The organism is Algibacter sp. YIN40, from assembly GCF_057219435.1.
Genome location: NZ_JBXVVC010000003.1, coordinates 1 through 17,271, shown reverse-complemented (window position 1 = coordinate 17,271; position 17,271 = coordinate 1). Strand labels below are relative to the sequence as shown.

Here is a 17,271-nt window from a genome sequence, read left to right as displayed (position 1 = left end):
ACCTGTGGAGGAATAACAAAAATGTAACGATAAAATTAGTTTCAAATTGTATAACAAAAAAGCTGCCAAAAAATAATGGCAGCTTTATATTTTTTATAATTAACACCTTTAAACTTGTTAAATAACTCAAGAAGGCTTTAACTATTTACGCTTTTGTGATTGTTTTTGCTTTTCGGCTTCCTCCATCATTTTCTTCATTTTTGCTTGAAAACGATTTTGTTTTTTAGGCTTCTTTTTATTCTCTTGTATTTGTGCATGAATTTTATCTTCATCAAGAATATAATTCTTGATTACCAAAATAATACCAATACTAATTACATTCGAAATAAAATAATATAAACTCAACCCCGATGCGTAATTATTAAAGAAAAATAACATCATTATTGGTGAGAAGTACATCATATACTTCATCATTTTTCCCATATCTGGCATACCTTCTTGCTGAGGTTGCGTATTCATTTGCTGACCTGTTGTTAGTCGCATATAAAAGAATATGGCAATAGATGCTAATATTGGAAACAAACTTACGTGATTACCATAAAAAGGTATATTAAAAGGTAAGTTGGCGATAGTATCATAAGATGATAAATCTTCTACCCAAAGGAATGACTTTTGTCGTAAATCGAATGCCGACGGAAAGAATTGAAACAACGCATAGAAGACTGGAAGCTGAATTAAAGCCGGTAAACAACCCGACAACGGACTTGCGCCAGCCTTGGTTTGCAGCGCCATAGTTTCCTGCTGTGCTTTCATTTTGTTGTCCTTATACTTGGTACGAATCTCGTCTAATTCTGGTTTCAGAATTTTCATTTTTGCTTGAGACAAGAACTGCTTGTATTGTACAAAAGACAGCAGTATTTTTACCAGAATAGTCATCACTACAATAGCAATACCATAAGGCATAAAACCTCCTAAGAAGCTAAACAATGGCATAAATATATAGCGGTTAATCCATCCGAAGATACCCCAGCCAAAAGGTACAATCTCATCTAAATTTCTGTCGTACGCATTTAATACTTTAAAATCACTTGGGCCGTAATACCAATCCATAGATTGATTTAACTCACCACCTTGTAATTCTAATGGAATTGTTGCAGCAAAGTTTTTAGTATAAACCGTATCAATGGTTTCGTCTTCTACTAAATTTTCAGATTTAATACGCGACGTCTTAAAAGGTTTATCTGTAAGTAATACCGAAGTAAAGAAATGTTGTTTATAGCCAATCCAAGTAACGTCCTCTATATCCTCATCGACATCACCCATACCAGTATAATCATCTTTTCCGCCTTCGTATTCATAATGAATATCAGTGTATCTGTTTTCATAAGAAATACTTTTCGCATGGCGATATCCTTTTAATCCCCAGTCTAAATTAATAGCTTGAGAACTATTAATAATATCACTTAACCCTTGAGAACGAACAGAAAAGTCCATCATATAGTCACCTTGTTTTAACTCGTAACGATATTCAAGATATTTAGCTTCCGACACTTTTAGTTTCATTGAAACTACAGTAACATCCCCATTTTTAGTAATGTTGGGCTGAAAAGGTAAATCTTTGGTATTTCTAATACGACTATCTGTTGTTCCAAAATTAATATTGAAAGATGCGTTGTTATCTTTTATTAGATAAATTGGAAGCGAATCATAATCTACAAACTGTTTTAATCTAACTTCAGAAAGATACCCTCCTTTATTGCTAAACTTTAAAGCGAGTAAATCACTTTCAACAACTGTCTCAGCATCAGATGCTTTCGTAATGCTAAAAGCATATGCAAAATCTCCATGTTTGTTTTTTAAATTAACTTGACCTAGAGAATCTGTTGGAGACGTAATTGCAAAATCTTCTTGAGTAGTTACAATGGTTTCTTTTTGTTCTTCAACTTTGTTTTCTTCTAGAACTTGTTCTTGTTTCGCTTTTTCTTGAGCTTCTAGTTCTTCTGGCGTTGGTTGGTTTTGCCAAAGCATATACATTAAAATTCCAAAAATGAGGACAAACCCTATAATTGAATTAATGTCTAATTTCTTTTCTTCCATATTTTTATAATTTCTCCTAATTTAAAAGGAGAGGACAATTCATCTTATCAATAAGTTATCCAAATTTAATTTTGTGCCATACTGACACCATTCTTCTTTTTTTTATTATTTAAAGCCGCTTTTACAAAGGCCACAAATAATGGATGAGGCGACGCAACAGTACTTTTATATTCAGGGTGATATTGAACACCTATAAACCAAGGATGCTCTGGTATTTCCACAATCTCAACAAGGCCCGTATCAGGGTTTAATCCTCTTGCCTTCATTCCTGCATTTTCAATTTGTTCTTTGTAATTACCATTAAACTCGTAACGATGCCTATGACGTTCCTTAATATTTTCGGTCTTATAGATATCTCTAACTTTACTTCCCATTTGTAAATCGCAATCCCATGATCCTAAACGCATAGTCCCCCCTTTATCTGTAATGGTTTTTTGCTCTTCCATTAAATCGATAACCGGATTTTTTGTATCAGGGTTCATTTCGGTAGAATCTGCATCGGATATTCCTAAAACATTTCTTGAAAATTCAATAACTGCCATTTGCATCCCTAAACAAATTCCTAAAAAAGGAATATTGTTTTCACGCACATATCTTACTGCATCAATTTTCCCTTCAATACCACGTTCACCAAAACCTGGAGCAACTAAAACACCGTCTAAGTGCCCTAATTTAACTGCTATATTATCTGCATTTAAATATTCGGAATGTACAGACTCCACATTTACTTTCACTTCATTTTCTGCACCTGCATGTATAAAGGCTTCTAAAATAGATTTGTAAGAATCCTGTAACTCCACGTACTTACCAATTAAACCAATAGTGACTTCGGTTTTAGGGTTTTTGTGTCGCTTTAAAAATGTGTTCCATCTTGCTATATCTGGCTTTGAGCTTTTTAAAGCTAATTTTTCTAAAACCACTTTATCTAAGCCTTCTTTTAGCATGAGATTTGGCACATCGTATATGGTAGAAGCATCTATAGATTCAATAACAGATTCTTTCTTTACATTACAAAATAGCGCCAGTTTTCGTTTTAAATCGTCTGGTAAGTGGTGTTCTGTTCTACAAACCAAGATATCTGCTTGAATTCCACTTTCCATAAGTGTCTTCACACTATGCTGTGTTGGTTTTGTTTTTAATTCCCCAGCAGCAGATAAATAAGGTACTAAAGTTAAATGAATCACAATCCCATTATTTTCTCCTAAATCCCAGCGTAATTGACGAACTGCCTCTATATATGGCAAAGATTCAATATCACCGACAGTACCACCAATCTCGGTTATAACAATATCGTAATCGCCAGACTTTCCTAAAATCTGAACGCGTTCTTTAATTTCGTCTGTAATATGAGGAACCACCTGAACTGTCTTTCCTAAAAACTCGCCACGGCGTTCTTTTTGGATGACACTCTGGTAAATACGACCTGTGGTTACGTTGTTTGCTTGACTTGTTGGAACGTTTAAAAAGCGTTCGTAGTGACCTAAATCTAAATCGGTTTCTGCACCATCTTCGGTAACATAGCATTCCCCATGTTCGTAAGGATTTAAGGTTCCTGGATCTACATTGATGTATGGGTCTAATTTTTGAATAGTAACCCGATACCCTTGTGATTGTAATAATTTTGCTAAAGATGCTGCTATAATGCCCTTCCCCAAGGACGAGGTAACTCCACCGGTTACGAAAATGTATTTTGTAGTACTTGCCATGTTGCGCTTATAAACGCAGGCAAATTTACAAAATTAAAATAGTTAATTTAGAATTAGTTTTTAGTTATTTAAAGCTTATTATTAACAAGAAATAATCATGTAAAACCAGAATTAAACAACTTGACTATGTTAGAAAAATTAGATAGTTTCGTTTACCGGTTGATATAAGTCATTGAAACCATCTCATATCACTAAAGCTGTGTGTAATTTAAACCATCATTCGAAACAAAATGATTTTACCGAAAAATAAATACCTAAAGGCAAGAGATTTTATATTAACAAATGCAAGAATGATTGAAAGACGTTTATTTGAGTTTCATTTTGCAAACGGAGATATGAACGGTGTTTATCACGCAGTATATGCTTACCGAAATCCTGATGGCGGATTTGGACACGGAATGGAACCAGATGCAGCATCACCAGAAAGTCAACCTCTATTTAGCATTATGGCACTTGAAACGCTCGATGAAGTTGGTTATCTAAACAAAGAAATAATCCTAAATGACTTTATGCCTTATTTTACGAGCATAACAACAGAAAAAGGAGGAATTCCGTGGATGTTTAGACCAAAAAGCATCTATCCTTGTGAAGGACATTTTAGAACAGTTAAAGAATGGGCTGCTTTGAGTACTACTGCGCCACTACTTGGAATTTTGGAAAAATATAAGATTGATATTCCTTGGATGAAAAAAGCAGAGCAGTTTGTTTGGAGTGAATTTAAGAGAATAAAAGATAAACATATTTTTTGCTATTTATGTGTACCAAGATGGCTCACTTTTTTAGAGTATACCAAAAGTCAAGATAAAGCTAAAGCAACCATCAATGACTTAAAAAACTGGATATCTAATAACGGAATAATCTGCGAAGATAAATCTGATGACGGTTGGGGGCTTTATGGTAAACCACATAGTTTAAATTATGCAACATCTTCTGAAAGTATTCTATATTCGTTATTTACTAAAGAGACTATCCATTCTGATTTAAAAGAACTAATCAATAGACAAAAAAATGATGGTCGTTGGGATACTTGGTATGGAATTAGTGAAGGAACAAAATTAGAATGGGCTGGTATACAAACATTGTGGACGTTAAAAACTCTCAAAAATTATATTAAAATTGAAAAGTAAATAAAAGAACTAACTACAACAAAGTGTATCGTCAATTGATTATTCTATGTTTACTCGGAAAATCCTGCAGATTTTCCTTTGATTCATTTTCTTTCACTAACTAAGAGTTAGCCAACCGAACTAGTCATAAAAGAATGCGGAAAATGAACTCATCTGGAATAAAGATGTAATTTTTTAATAATTGTTAGTTTGCTTGTTTGGTTTTTGTTAATACTCTAAGAGTTAATTCACTTAGGATACCGCTTCTTAATATTCCGAATTAAGTCTTCTAAACCATTTAATTTAAGCTCGTAAACCTGAGTGAGCATATCGCCTAATTTCCCTTTTGGGAAACCTTTGTTATGATACCAAACTATATAGTGTTCTGGTAAATCAATTAAATAGCGGTCTTTATATTTACCATATGGCATTTTAGTATGTGCTAATTGTATTAGGAAGTTTTTATCTGGAGTCATTTATATAAATCTACAGATTTGTATGCTGCATACTTTTTAAGCTCAGCATTTATATATTGCTCCCACTTTTCTTGATTTTCCTCGTTTCTGGAGTAATCGGTTTCATTATCGTAACGCTCTTGAGTTTGTGCAAGTTCTTTATTGATTGTTGCTTGCAATGATTTTAACTCTCTTCTAATGGTATTAGACACCTTAAGTTTACCAATGCGTTGTCTAAACTTGCGTGCGTACAATTCGGTAATACTAAAGTGTAATTGTTCATGCCCTAAAACATGATTTGTAGCGCGTTCTGGTTTATACCAAGACTGCTCAGGGTAAAAATAAGCATTCACATTAGTTGTAAAGCTAAGTACCTCGTTTTTATCGGTGCTTTTAATAGAAAAACCGAATGTAATACCTGAAGCGGTAATTGCCACAGCTCCCGAATTACTTTGAGGCGACGCTTTAAAGTCTTCCCAAGTTAATTTTGAATTTTCATCCCAAGTTAAAACAGGTTCGTTTTGAATGCAAAGAATTAAAAAGATTGAAAAAATAAATTTTGCCAAAAGAAAATTTTAAAATTAATTTATACGAGTATGAACAAAAACTTCTCGATACTAAATTCTTTCAGAATTTAACTCGAAGTGACTTAACTTATAATTAGAATTTATTCAAATTTATTGTTTCGAATTAAAACGTTTCGAGAATGTCCTTATTGTTTAACCTCAACAATTGTTAAATCTTGATGCTTTAACAAGTACACCGCATCGTTATAATAACCACCAAATAATTTCTTTTTGTAGCCAAACTTGTTTTCAACATATTCGGTAAGCGGTGTTTCGTTAGCAGACATATACAAATCGTCGGAAGAAGCTAAACGCAATACAACATCCATAGTTAAATCGAAACCCTTAACAGCAGCGCCATTAGGTGTTGTATTATAAAGTTTTTTGTATTTTTTTACGAATAAATTATTTTCGCTTTCATTATAATTTCTGGAGCCATTCGCAAAATGAAATTGCAGTTTCGAAAGATGCTCGTTAGAAATCTCATCATTCTCGAAAGATCTATTAAAATTAGTAGTTGTTAATATAATAGAAATTTCTTCTTTCTTTTCCTCAATATTCTCCTCTTGAATCAATGAGGCTAAAACACTTGTTACATTAGATGCGAAACCTTCATTTTGAGTCTCTAAAAACACAATATTATTTCCAGTTTTTAAAGCACCTCTAATATCATCTACAAGCACATAGTTTTCATCCTTACCTTCTTTATTTTTTCTTGAAAAAACTATTTTCGAATGATTAAACTCGCGTTTAAGTTCATTAGCAACCGCCATGTTTTTTGAATCGGCGATAATAATGACATGATGTGGTAAACTATCTGATTTCACATGTGAAATGATTCTGTTCTTTAATAAATCGTCATGAGGCTTCGATTGAAAAACGTTATCATATAACTCTAAATTTGTTCCAATAGGAGACACTATCGGCACGTTATATTTTCGCAACGCAGAAGCTGCTTGTTTAAAATTGTTGTGCGTCAATGGTCCGATGACCGCATCAAGATTTTCAAAATCATTATTTCTAATAATCTTAGAAACCTCACTTACTTCATATTTGGTATCGTATACATCTACTTTTAAAGAAATACCTATTTTTTTCAAGGAATCTACTGCCATTAAAACCCCCGAATGAAAATCAAGCGAGGCATTTAAATAAGGATCTTTTTTAATACTATTTTTCATTCCAGATACAGAATCAGAATCCACACGATTCAATCGAAATGGTAACATAATAGCAATATGCTTAGTTTTGAAATCGGAAATACTGTCTACTAAATTCACCTTATCACCTTCGATAGGCATCAATGCCACTTTTCCTGAAAATGGCACTTTAAGAATCATACCATCTTTAAGACCACTTTCTTTTAAACCTGGATTTAAAGTTTCTAATTCAGCCTGTTCTAATCCTAGTTTTAGTTTTAACCTATAAAAGCCTTCCTTTGGCAAAACTTTATAGTAGCTATACTTCTCATCAATACTTTTAAGTGCTTCTTTTTCTTTATTAGGCACATTAATTTCTTGACCCTCTTTAAGTACATCACCCATGTCTGGATTTAAAATTTCCAATTCTTTTACAGTAATGCCAAATTTATAAGCTATACGCCATTTACCTTCCTTAGGCTGAACTTTATAAGTAGTCTTTGGTTTTGCTTCTTCAACAACCGTTATATTTTTAAATATGGGTATTTGAAGTTTATCTCCTTTTCGCAATGTGTTTGCGTATAAAAAAGAATTGTGCTTTTTTATTTCATCTTCGGTAACCTGATATTTTTTGGTTAAACTATATAAGGTTTCTTTACGTCTCGTTTTGTGTTCTTTAAAACCTTGCAACTCTCTTGTTGTGGTAACCTTAGGTTTAATAGCTTTAGAAATTGGAATTATTAAAACCGTATTAGGCTTTAATTCTTTTTTAGCATCTGGATTTAAACTATATATATCGAAAGGTGCCACGTAATAACGCTTAGCGATTTGTTCAATTGTTTCTCCTTTCTTTACTTGATGTGTGCTGAAGTTTTGCGCTTTAACCGATGTAAAACTGAATGCTAAAACTAGAATTAGGGCTAATATGAATTTATTCATGCGTTATTTTCTACTTAGGATAAATATAATAAACGAGGTTAATTAAACCTATATACGTTTCTTTTACTCTTTAGGACGGCTGTTCTTCAACTAAAAATCAAAGAATTACTCTGTTTACTCATACTATTACATATAGCATGCCAAAATAGTATCTCAATCCTTAGACACAGATTTTCTTAAATAGACACATTTATCTATTCCCATTCTATGGTCGCGGGTGGTTTAGAACTAATATCGTAAACTACTCTATTAACGCCCTTAACTTTATTTATTATATCGTTAGATGTTTTTTGAAGGAATTCATACGGTAAATTTACCCAATCGGCTGTCATACCATCGGTACTTTCTACGGCTCTTAGAACCACACATTTTTCGTAGGTACGCTCATCTCCCATAACACCAACGCTATTTACTGGTAATAGCATTGCTCCTGCTTGCCATACTTTATCGTAAAGCCCCCATTCTTTTAATCCGTTTATAAAAATAGCATCTACTTCTTGCAGTATCCGTACTTTTTCGGCAGTTATATCTCCTAAAATTCGAATTCCTAACCCTGGTCCTGGAAATGGATGGCGCCCTAAAAGCTCCGGATCGATTCCTAAGGTAGCTCCAACACGTCTTACTTCATCTTTAAAAATAGCTCTTAGTGGCTCTACGATTTTAAGTTTCATAAAATCTGGTAAACCGCCTACATTATGATGACTTTTAATAGTTGCTGAAGGCCCTCCCGTAGCCGAAACACTTTCTATAACATCAGGATAAATAGTCCCCTGTGCTAACCAATCTACACCTTCTACCTTATGTGCTTCATCATCAAAAACTTCTATAAATGAATTTCCAATGGCTTTTCGTTTTTTCTCAGGGTCTTCTATTCCTTTTAAGGCATCTAAAAATCTATCCGAAGCATCAACGCCTTTTACATTTAGGCCCATTCCTTCATATTGATTTAAAACACTTTCAAATTCATTTTTACGAAGCAGTCCATTATTTACAAATATGCAATACAAGTTTCTCCCAATAGCTTTGTTAAGAAGAACAGCTGCAACCGTTGAATCCACACCTCCTGAGAGCCCTAAAACAACTTTACCATCACCTACTTTTTCCTGAATGGCTTCAACCGTTTCTTCAACAAATGAATCTGGTGTCCAGTCTTGTTTTAAACCCGCAATATCCACCAAGAAATTCTCTAATAATTGCTTTCCATCGGTTGAATGATAAACTTCTGGGTGAAATTGAATAGCATAAGTCTCCTCGCCATTAATTCTATAAGCAGCATTTTCTACATCGTGAGTACTCGCTATTAAAACGCCATTATCTGGTAAATGCTTAATAGTATCGCTATGACTCATCCAAACTTGGCTACCAGTATGTATATGCGCTAAAAATGGCTCGTTACTTTTAATGAAAGATAAATTAGCGCGACCATATTCTCTTGTATTCGATGGAGCGACTTCACCTCCTGAAAAATGTGCCAAATATTGGGCGCCATAACATACGGCTAACAATGGCTTTTTTCCTCGAATATTACTTAAATCTGGATGTAAAGCCTCTTCCCCTCTTACAGAAAATGGGCTACCAGAAAGAATTACAGATTTGTATTCTTCTATATTTGATGGAATCTTGTTAAATGGATGAATTTCGGAGTATATATTGAGTTCTCTAACTCTACGCGCAATAAGCTGTGTGTATTGCGATCCGAAGTCTAAAATTAATACCTTGTCATGTTGCATGCGCAAAAGTAATAATTGATTTTATAATGGCACATGACCTCAACTACTTTTTTAATCTTTTTTACATCATAGAATCTAAAATAGCTTCAATATCTTCCTCTGTTGTGTCAGGATTAATAAAACAGAATCTCGAAACAGTTTCATATTGGTTTTTATTTTTCCATTTTGTTGGCGTAACTAAGGCAAATCCTTTTCTATGATTTTCATAAGTCCAATGTGTATAGTCTTCCGGTTTCCATCCTATTCTTCTATAGAGTACGCATGACAAACTAGGCGTTCTTACCAATTCCAATTTAGAATTTTTTTCAATCATCCTACCTGCAATTTGAGCTAATTCAACACCCCTTTCAACAGCCTCTTTATATCTATCGGTACCGTGCGTAGCCAAAGAAAACCACAAAGGTAATCCCCTAACACGACGTGTTAATTGAATTTGATAGTCGGTTGGATTAAAACCATGTGCTCCTTCATCTTTAAAAATATCTAAATAAGACCCTTGTTGTGAATGTGCTTGTTTAGCCAATTCAGGTTCTTTATAAATTACTGCACCGCAATCGTAAGGTGAAAACATCCATTTATGCGGGTCGATGGTAACACTATCTGCTTTTTCAATACCATTAAACAAATGCCTAACCGAATCTGCAGCCAAGGCTCCGCCACCATAAGCAGCATCGACATGAAACCAAAGGTTTTCTTTTATACAAACCTCAGCAATACCATCTAAATCATCAATAATACCAGCATTTGTAGTGCCTCCTGTACCAACAATTGCAAATAAACGTTTCCTTTGATGTTTTGTTAAATTATTAATTGTGTCCTGTAAAGCATCAGCATACATGACATCTTCTGTATCAACTAGCAAGATATCCACATCGGCTACTTTTGCCATCGCTTTAATCGAAGAATGAGCTCCTATGGATGTAATAACTAATCCTTTTTCAACTTTATTTTGGTCGTTTAAGCTTCGCCAATATTCTCTAGCAGTTACAATAGCAGAAAGATTAGCCGCAGTACCTCCACTAGTAAATACACCAAAGGCTCCTTCGGGTAATCCTGTTAATGACACAATCCATTTCATCGCTTCGTTTTCACAAAATATGCCGCCTGCACCTTCCATCCAATAAGCACCATGGATACTTGAAGCCGAGGTAACCAAATCGAACATTACCGCAGCTCGTGTTGGAGATGCTGGCACAAATGCTAAATGTCGTGGGTGATCAATTGGTACAGTCGCCTTGGATAAATGTTTTTTCCACAAATTAAATGCATACTCGCCACCAACACCCTTTTTAGTAATAGTTTCCCCAACTAGCATTTTAAGTTTTTCCTCTGTTTTAGGTTTTCCTATTTTACTTTGTGTTGAAGAAAGTCTATCGATAGCATATTTCATGATATCCATAGTCATTTCAATCAATTCAATATCAATTTTGTGCATGTTGCGTTATAGGTTTAATATTAAAAACTCTCCTTTTAAAGGTTTTAAATTTTCAATAAGCTTAGGAATAAGTTGTTCACCATATTCGAGATAAAACTCTGAAAAATTGGCATTTCTTTCTTGTAAACTTTGATTAGGGAATAATGCATTTTGAATATCTATCATTCTAGAGACTTGATCTGCCAATACTTTCTTTTGAGCTTTTAATAAGCGTTTCTCAAGCTTCTCAAGCCCCTTCGTTTGCTTGATTTCTTGAGCCTTTACAGCACCTACAAAAGATTCGTCAGTTTTCTTTGCTAGGCTGTACAAGTCTTCAAATTGCTTTTTAAGGTATTTCTTTTGTTCAGAAAAATCAATATTTATATTAGAAATCTCTCTTACTTTTTTATTAATTAGAGCGTCTCTCTTTAAAAATATTTCTTCAGCCGAAATATTTAAGTTCTTAAGTTTCTTTGCATGACTTTGAGTTTGAATGAGAACAGAATTACGCAGCAATAAAATAGGAAATGGCACACTAGTTTCATTAAAAAATTGTTTTAACTGAAACCAATAGGCTAATTCGCCGCCACCACCTATATAGCAAAGATTAGGTAAAATAACCTCTTGATACAGCGGTCGCATGATAACATTTGGTGAAAAGCGTTCAGGATGCCTTAAGAGTACTTCTTGAATTTCACTCTTGCTCCATGAGATATTAGTATTTAAAACTTTATATTTTTCATTTTGAAAAACAATACGCTCTCTTAAATTATTTGTCAAATAAAAAAGGTTAATTTCTCTAGGAGTCACTTGAATATTAGAAGACTTTACAAGTTTTTCATTCGTATTTGAAACCGCTTTATAAGATGTTTGATTTAATAATTCATCTTTAATAAATGGTATAAATTGTCTTTTTAAATCAGCATCATTTGCATCAATAACTACCAATCCAAAATTCTTAAATAACGCATTGGCTAGACACCTAGTGGCATCAGCCAAATTAGAATGCTCTAAATATGCCTTTTCGAACAAACTCTTTAAATGTTCGGCATTGTCACCAGTGCCTAATTGATCAGAAAAAACCTTAAATACTTTCCTAAGATCATCCGTTGACAACTCTCCAACTGCCCCACTCGATTCTCTATTCCATTGAATTTTTTTACCTTCAAAATTGAAATAATTTATTTCTTCAAAATCATGGTCTTCAGTTGCCATCCAATAAATAGGTACAAAATTATAATCTGGATATTCTTCCTTTAATTCATTAGAAAGATTAATTGCAGAAACTATTTTGTATAGAAAATAAAGTGGTCCAGTAAATAAATTTAATTGATGTCCTGTGGTAATTGTGAATGTATTACTCTTCTCTAATAAGTCTATATTTTCCTTTGTTAAATCGGAAGTATTTATGTTTTGGTATTGATTTTTCAAGACCTTAGCCAAAACTTTTCTATGTGATTCTGAAACCAGTTCAGAATTTTGTTTCTCTTCTATTTGAGCTTTAAAATTCTCCTGTTTAGGAAATCGATTATAGAACGGAGATGTTTCTGTTTTTTCATCCAAATAATTACATATTAATGATGAAAAATAACCGGTTTTATGAAAAGGAATATGTTGTTGTCCCATACTTCTATTTAAAATCATGTAAATATACAGTTATTCAGATTCGCAATTCTAAAAATTTAGTTAAGAATTAGTAGTTAAATTCCGTTAAAAACTTATATGCATCGTATTTTTTTTGTAACTTATAAGCTCCTTATTTCTCTAAATATCAATGCTATGAAAACAAAATCAATCCATGCTTTTAAAATAGTTTGGCTGCTTTGTATCTGTTTAACAGCAAATACCTATGCTCAAAACGATGAATCTTTTAAAGAGATTCAAGGTGTTGTTCTTGATGCGAATACTAAAAAACCTTTAGTTTTTACCGATATCGTTCTAGATAAGTCTAATATTAGTACCGTTACCAATACCGATGGCGAATTCTCTTTAAAAATACCAAACAGGCATTTAAACGGTATTTTATCTATTTCACATTTGGGATACAAGAAATTAACTTTAAAGATTTCAGAATTTAAAAATCGATCAAAAATAAAATTATCCCCTGCTATTACTACTTTAAACGAAGTAAGCATATTAACCTATAAAGATGATGCACGGTCTCTCGTTTTAGAAACGTTAGCTAAAAAAAGTACTGCTTATAATAATGATAATACTTTAATGACGGCTTTTTACCGCGAAACAATTAAAAAAAGACGTAAAAACGCCTCTTTATCTGAAGCCGTATTTAAAATACATAAACAACCTTATAACAATCAACGAAACGATAATATTGAATTGGTTCGGGCTAGAAAAAATACGGACTATTCTAAATTAGACACACTTGCGTTGAAACTCCAAGGGGGACCATTCAGTAATTTATATACAGATATCATTAAATATCCTGAGTTTATTTTTACTGAAAATGATTTACCTCTTTATAATTTTAGTTTTAGTGAATCTACCCAAATAAATAAAAACTTGGTGTATGTTGTTAACTTTAAGCAAAAAGAAAATACAAGCACACCATTGTATTTTGGTAAACTATATATTGATGCAAATACTTTAGCATTAACAAGCGCGGTATACAACTTAAATGTATCAAATAAAGAACTTTCTAGCAGAATTTATATTCGGAAAAAACCGAGAAAAGTAGACGTTTATCCTACCGAAGCTATGTATCGTGTAAATTACAGAACCACCAATGGTAAATGGCATTATGTATACAGCAATATATCATTAACATTTAAAGTAAATTGGAAAGGCAAACTGTTTAATAGTGTTTATTCATTAAACAGCGAAATGGCAATAACCGATTGGGAGATTAAAGATACTAAAATAGTAAAAGTTCGTAGTCAATTAATAAGACCAACAACTATTTTAAGCGAAAAAGCATCTGGATTTTCAGACCCAAAATTCTGGGGTGAGTATAATATTATCGAGCCAGAAAAATCAATTGAGAACGCTATAAGAAAAATTCAAAAGCAATTGAAACGAACCTAATAATTAGTTAACAACTAATCCATATAGGTCAAAATCCTCAGCTTCAACAATTTTTACAGTAGCGAACTCTCCAGTTTTTAGGTAAGTTTTTGTTGCATCAACAAGTACTTCATTATCTACGTCTGGTGAATCAAATTCGGTTCGACCAATAAAATAGTTACCTTCTTTTCTATCGATAACAACCTTAAACTCCTGACCAATTTTTTGTTGATTCAACTCCCAAGAAATCTGCGATTGAATTTCCATAATCTGGTTCGCTCTATCAATCTTAACATCTTCAGGCACATCATCTTCTAGATTATAGGCATGGGTGTTTTCCTCGTGAGAATAAGTAAAACAACCCAAACGCTCAAAGCGCATCTCTTCGACCCATTGTTTTAATTCTTGGAAATCTTCTTCGGTTTCTCCTGGATATCCAACAATAAGCGTTGTTCTAATAGTCATTTCTGGAACGGCCTCTCTAAACTGACCAATTAACTTAGTCGTTTTTTCTTTCGTTGTTCCGCGACGCATACTTTTCAAAATCGAGTCTGAAACATGTTGTAATGGTATATCTAAATAATTACAAACTTTTGGTTCGCGATTCATCACATCTAGCACATCTAAAGGAAATCCTGTTGGAAATGCATAATGCAAACGAATCCATTCAACGCCATCAACCTTTACCAATGCTTCAAGAAGCTCTGCTAGATTTCGCTTTTTATATAAATCTAAACCGTAATATGTTAAATCTTGAGCTATTAGAATCAATTCCTTTACACCGTTAGCAGCTAATTTTTCGGCTTCAATTACAATCTCCTCAATAGGTGTGCTTCTATGCTTTCCTCGCATAATTGGAATAGCACAAAACGAACATGGTCTGTCGCAACCTTCAGCAATTTTTAAATAGGCATAGTTTTTTGGTGTGGTTGTTAATCGTTCGCCTATAAGTTCATGCTTATAATCTGCTCCCAAGACTTTTAATAATCCTGGTAATTCCGTAGTGCCAAAATACTCATCCACATTCGGAATTTCTTTTACCAAATCTGGTTTATAGCGCTCACTTAAACAACCTGTTACAAATACTTTATCAACATCACCCTCTTCTTTCTTTTGTACGTATTCCAAAATTGTATTTACGCTCTCTTCTTTAGCTTTATTAATGAATCCACAAGTATTAATCACCACAATATTTCCTTCTTCTTCATGCGCAACCTCTTTACCATTCGCTTTTAATTGTCCCATTAACACCTCGCTATCGTAAACATTTTTACTACAGCCAAGAGTGACAACATTAATCTTATTCTTCTTTAGGGATTTTGTGCGCATATTATTTGTAAATCAGTTTGCAAAGATACGTAATCACTGTCGGATTAAATATTTTATTAAATCTCATTAGTTTTTAAAACACTAAATTATTTTAACTTTTCTTTATTTTTATTGTCCCTAAACCTTTCTTATCTTTAGGCTTTATTTTTTTAGTGTTTATTGCTCCAAAATCTCACCTACCTTTTATAAATGGATTTCAAAAATATAATAATGAATTTTGAATTTTATTCGAACTTAAAATATTTTTTTGTTTTATTATGGATTAGTTTATTTAGCTTAAATACGTTATCCTCTCAAAATTTTACAAGAGTAGAAACTCAATCAAAATTGGGAATATTGGCCGAGAACAATGCCGTAGCTGTAGCCGATTATGATGGAGATAATGATCTTGATTTATTTGTAGTTGCAAAAGCAAAAGATCAAGATGGTGTCGAAATTAGTCATAGTAGACTGTTAAAAAACAATAATGACGGTACATTTGAAGATGTTACCACTGTATCTGGCTTAATTAATCTATTCCCAGATGATAACACCGAAGGATTTTTTGGTTTAGATGGTTTTAAATATGGGGCTTCTTGGGGCGATTACGACAATGATGGATTTCCCGATATTTTTTTCACTTTTATGAACAGAATAAAACTGTATCATAATGAAGGTAATGGAACCTTTAAACAAAAGACAGTCGAGGCTGGTATAGAAGGTCAAAATAATTGCATGAATACTGGAGCTACATGGTTCGATTTTAATAAGGATGGATTCCTTGATATTTATATCTCTGAATGGGGAGCATGTAATTATAATAACTTTTATTTAAACAATGGTGATGGAACATTTCAAAATGTTTCGGAAACATATGGAAATACAGATATAAGAAGAAAATCTTATTTAAGTATTCCTTTTGATTTTAATGAAGATGGATGGATGGATTTATATATAACCAATGACAAAAATTATCAAAACGAGCTCTATATAAATCAGAATGGGATAAACATTTCTGAAGAAGCAGCGAATCTAGGATTGGATAATGCAGATGATGATATGGGATTAAGCATTGGAGACTATAACAATGATGGAAAATTTGATATATTCATTACTAACATCAATGAAAATGTACTTTTAAAAAATAATGGCAATAACACTTTTACCGATATTGCTATAGAAGAAAATCTTGATAGCACGGGATGGGCATGGGACACTGTATTTGCTGATTTTGATCTAGATGGAGATGAAGATTTATTCATAGTAAATGGATTTAATTTATCAAGGCCTCCTACTGAACATAACTTCTATTTTAAAAATATGCTTATTGAAGGTCAGAACAACTTTGCTGATGCAACTGATGAAGTAAATTTAAAAGATTTAACTATAAGTGTTGGGTCAACCCCTTTTGACTATGATAATGACGGTGATTTAGATTTATTTGTAACCAACAGTGATAGAGCTTCCTACTTCTATAAGAATCAAATTATTAGTGACAATGTACCGAGTGAATTAAAATGGTTCAAAGTTTCATTAGAAGGAACCACATCTAATAGAAATGCCATTGGAACAACAGTTTCATTAACTACAAATGTAGGTACTGTGCATCGCTATTATTCTGGTGTTGGCTTTTTATCCCAAAGTTTACAACCAGTGCATTTCGGTTTGGGTTCTGCCTCAGAAATTCTTGAAGTTAAAATTAAATGGCCTTCTGGTTTAGTGGAAGTGCATCAAAATCTGGCTTTAAATAAAACCATTAAAGCTACTGAAGGCAGTGGTTTTGAAGTTCTCAATATTCAACCCAGTATAAAAGCTGAAGGATGTATCGATCCTAATTCTTGTAGTTATAA

At 33.0% G+C, this 17,271-nt stretch carries 12 protein-coding genes; 3 read left to right on the top strand and 9 right to left on the bottom strand.

The window, feature by feature from the left end; genetic code table 11:
• Window positions 1-141 precede the first annotated feature (141 nt).
• Together yidC and pyrG are read right to left on the bottom strand one after the other, a co-directional pair.
• Window positions 142-2,037 carry a membrane protein insertase YidC gene (gene yidC, locus AC2D6V_RS10925; RefSeq protein ID WP_484648207.1) on the bottom strand — a complete coding sequence of 632 codons (1,896 nt, stop codon included), beginning with the start codon at window positions 2,035-2,037 and terminating at the stop codon, window positions 142-144.
• A gap of 65 nt (window positions 2,038-2,102) precedes the next feature.
• Entirely contained in the window at window positions 2,103-3,743 is a 1,641-nt protein-coding gene (pyrG, locus tag AC2D6V_RS10920) for a CTP synthase (RefSeq protein WP_484648206.1), read from the bottom strand.
• A gap of 230 nt (window positions 3,744-3,973) precedes the next feature.
• On the opposite strand from pyrG, the gene AC2D6V_RS10915 reads away from it, so the two are divergent.
• A complete protein-coding gene (locus AC2D6V_RS10915) occupies window positions 3,974-4,870 on the top strand; it encodes a hypothetical protein (protein WP_484648205.1) in 897 nt (298 codons plus the stop codon).
• 227 nt (window positions 4,871-5,097) lie between these two features.
• Here the strand turns inward: AC2D6V_RS10915 and AC2D6V_RS10910 are convergent, their stop codons facing one another.
• From AC2D6V_RS10910 to bshC, 6 genes are all read right to left on the bottom strand, one after another.
• Complete coding sequence (locus tag AC2D6V_RS10910) at window positions 5,098-5,325, bottom strand: DUF3820 family protein (RefSeq protein WP_484648204.1); 228 nt, start codon at window positions 5,323-5,325, stop codon at window positions 5,098-5,100.
• Window positions 5,322-5,870 carry a DUF922 domain-containing protein gene (locus AC2D6V_RS10905; RefSeq protein WP_484648203.1) on the bottom strand — a complete coding sequence of 183 codons (549 nt, stop codon included), beginning with the start codon at window positions 5,868-5,870 and terminating at the stop codon, window positions 5,322-5,324. Before AC2D6V_RS10905 ends, AC2D6V_RS10910 begins: the two co-directional genes overlap by 4 nt.
• A gap of 146 nt (window positions 5,871-6,016) precedes the next feature.
• Window positions 6,017-7,948, bottom strand: a complete 1,932-nt coding sequence (locus tag AC2D6V_RS10900; RefSeq protein WP_484648202.1) for a PBP1 and LysM peptidoglycan-binding domain-containing protein — start codon at window positions 7,946-7,948, stop codon at window positions 6,017-6,019.
• A gap of 194 nt (window positions 7,949-8,142) precedes the next feature.
• Entirely contained in the window at window positions 8,143-9,678 is a 1,536-nt protein-coding gene (guaA, locus tag AC2D6V_RS10895; protein ID WP_484648201.1) for a glutamine-hydrolyzing GMP synthase, read from the bottom strand.
• A 61-nt stretch (window positions 9,679-9,739) separates the two neighbouring features.
• A complete protein-coding gene (locus tag AC2D6V_RS10890; RefSeq protein WP_484648200.1) occupies window positions 9,740-11,113 on the bottom strand; it encodes a pyridoxal phosphate-dependent decarboxylase family protein in 1,374 nt (457 codons plus the stop codon).
• A 6-nt stretch (window positions 11,114-11,119) separates the two neighbouring features.
• Window positions 11,120-12,718, bottom strand: a complete 1,599-nt coding sequence (bshC, locus tag AC2D6V_RS10885; protein WP_484648199.1) for a bacillithiol biosynthesis cysteine-adding enzyme BshC — start codon at window positions 12,716-12,718, stop codon at window positions 11,120-11,122.
• A gap of 153 nt (window positions 12,719-12,871) precedes the next feature.
• Between bshC and AC2D6V_RS10880 the strand changes: the two genes are divergently transcribed.
• Window positions 12,872-14,134 carry a carboxypeptidase-like regulatory domain-containing protein gene (locus AC2D6V_RS10880; RefSeq protein WP_484648198.1) on the top strand — a complete coding sequence of 421 codons (1,263 nt, stop codon included), beginning with the start codon at window positions 12,872-12,874 and terminating at the stop codon, window positions 14,132-14,134.
• Window positions 14,135-14,137: 3 nt separating this feature from the next.
• Here the strand turns inward: AC2D6V_RS10880 and rimO are convergent, their stop codons facing one another.
• On the bottom strand, window positions 14,138-15,442 hold the full coding sequence (gene rimO / locus AC2D6V_RS10875) for a 30S ribosomal protein S12 methylthiotransferase RimO (protein WP_484648197.1): 1,305 nt from the start codon (window positions 15,440-15,442) through the stop codon (window positions 14,138-14,140).
• Between the two features lie 210 nt (window positions 15,443-15,652).
• Here rimO and AC2D6V_RS10870 point away from each other — a divergent pair.
• Window positions 15,653-17,271 (top strand): CRTAC1 family protein (locus AC2D6V_RS10870; protein WP_484648196.1); only part of this gene is annotated, 1,619 nt, incomplete at its 3' end.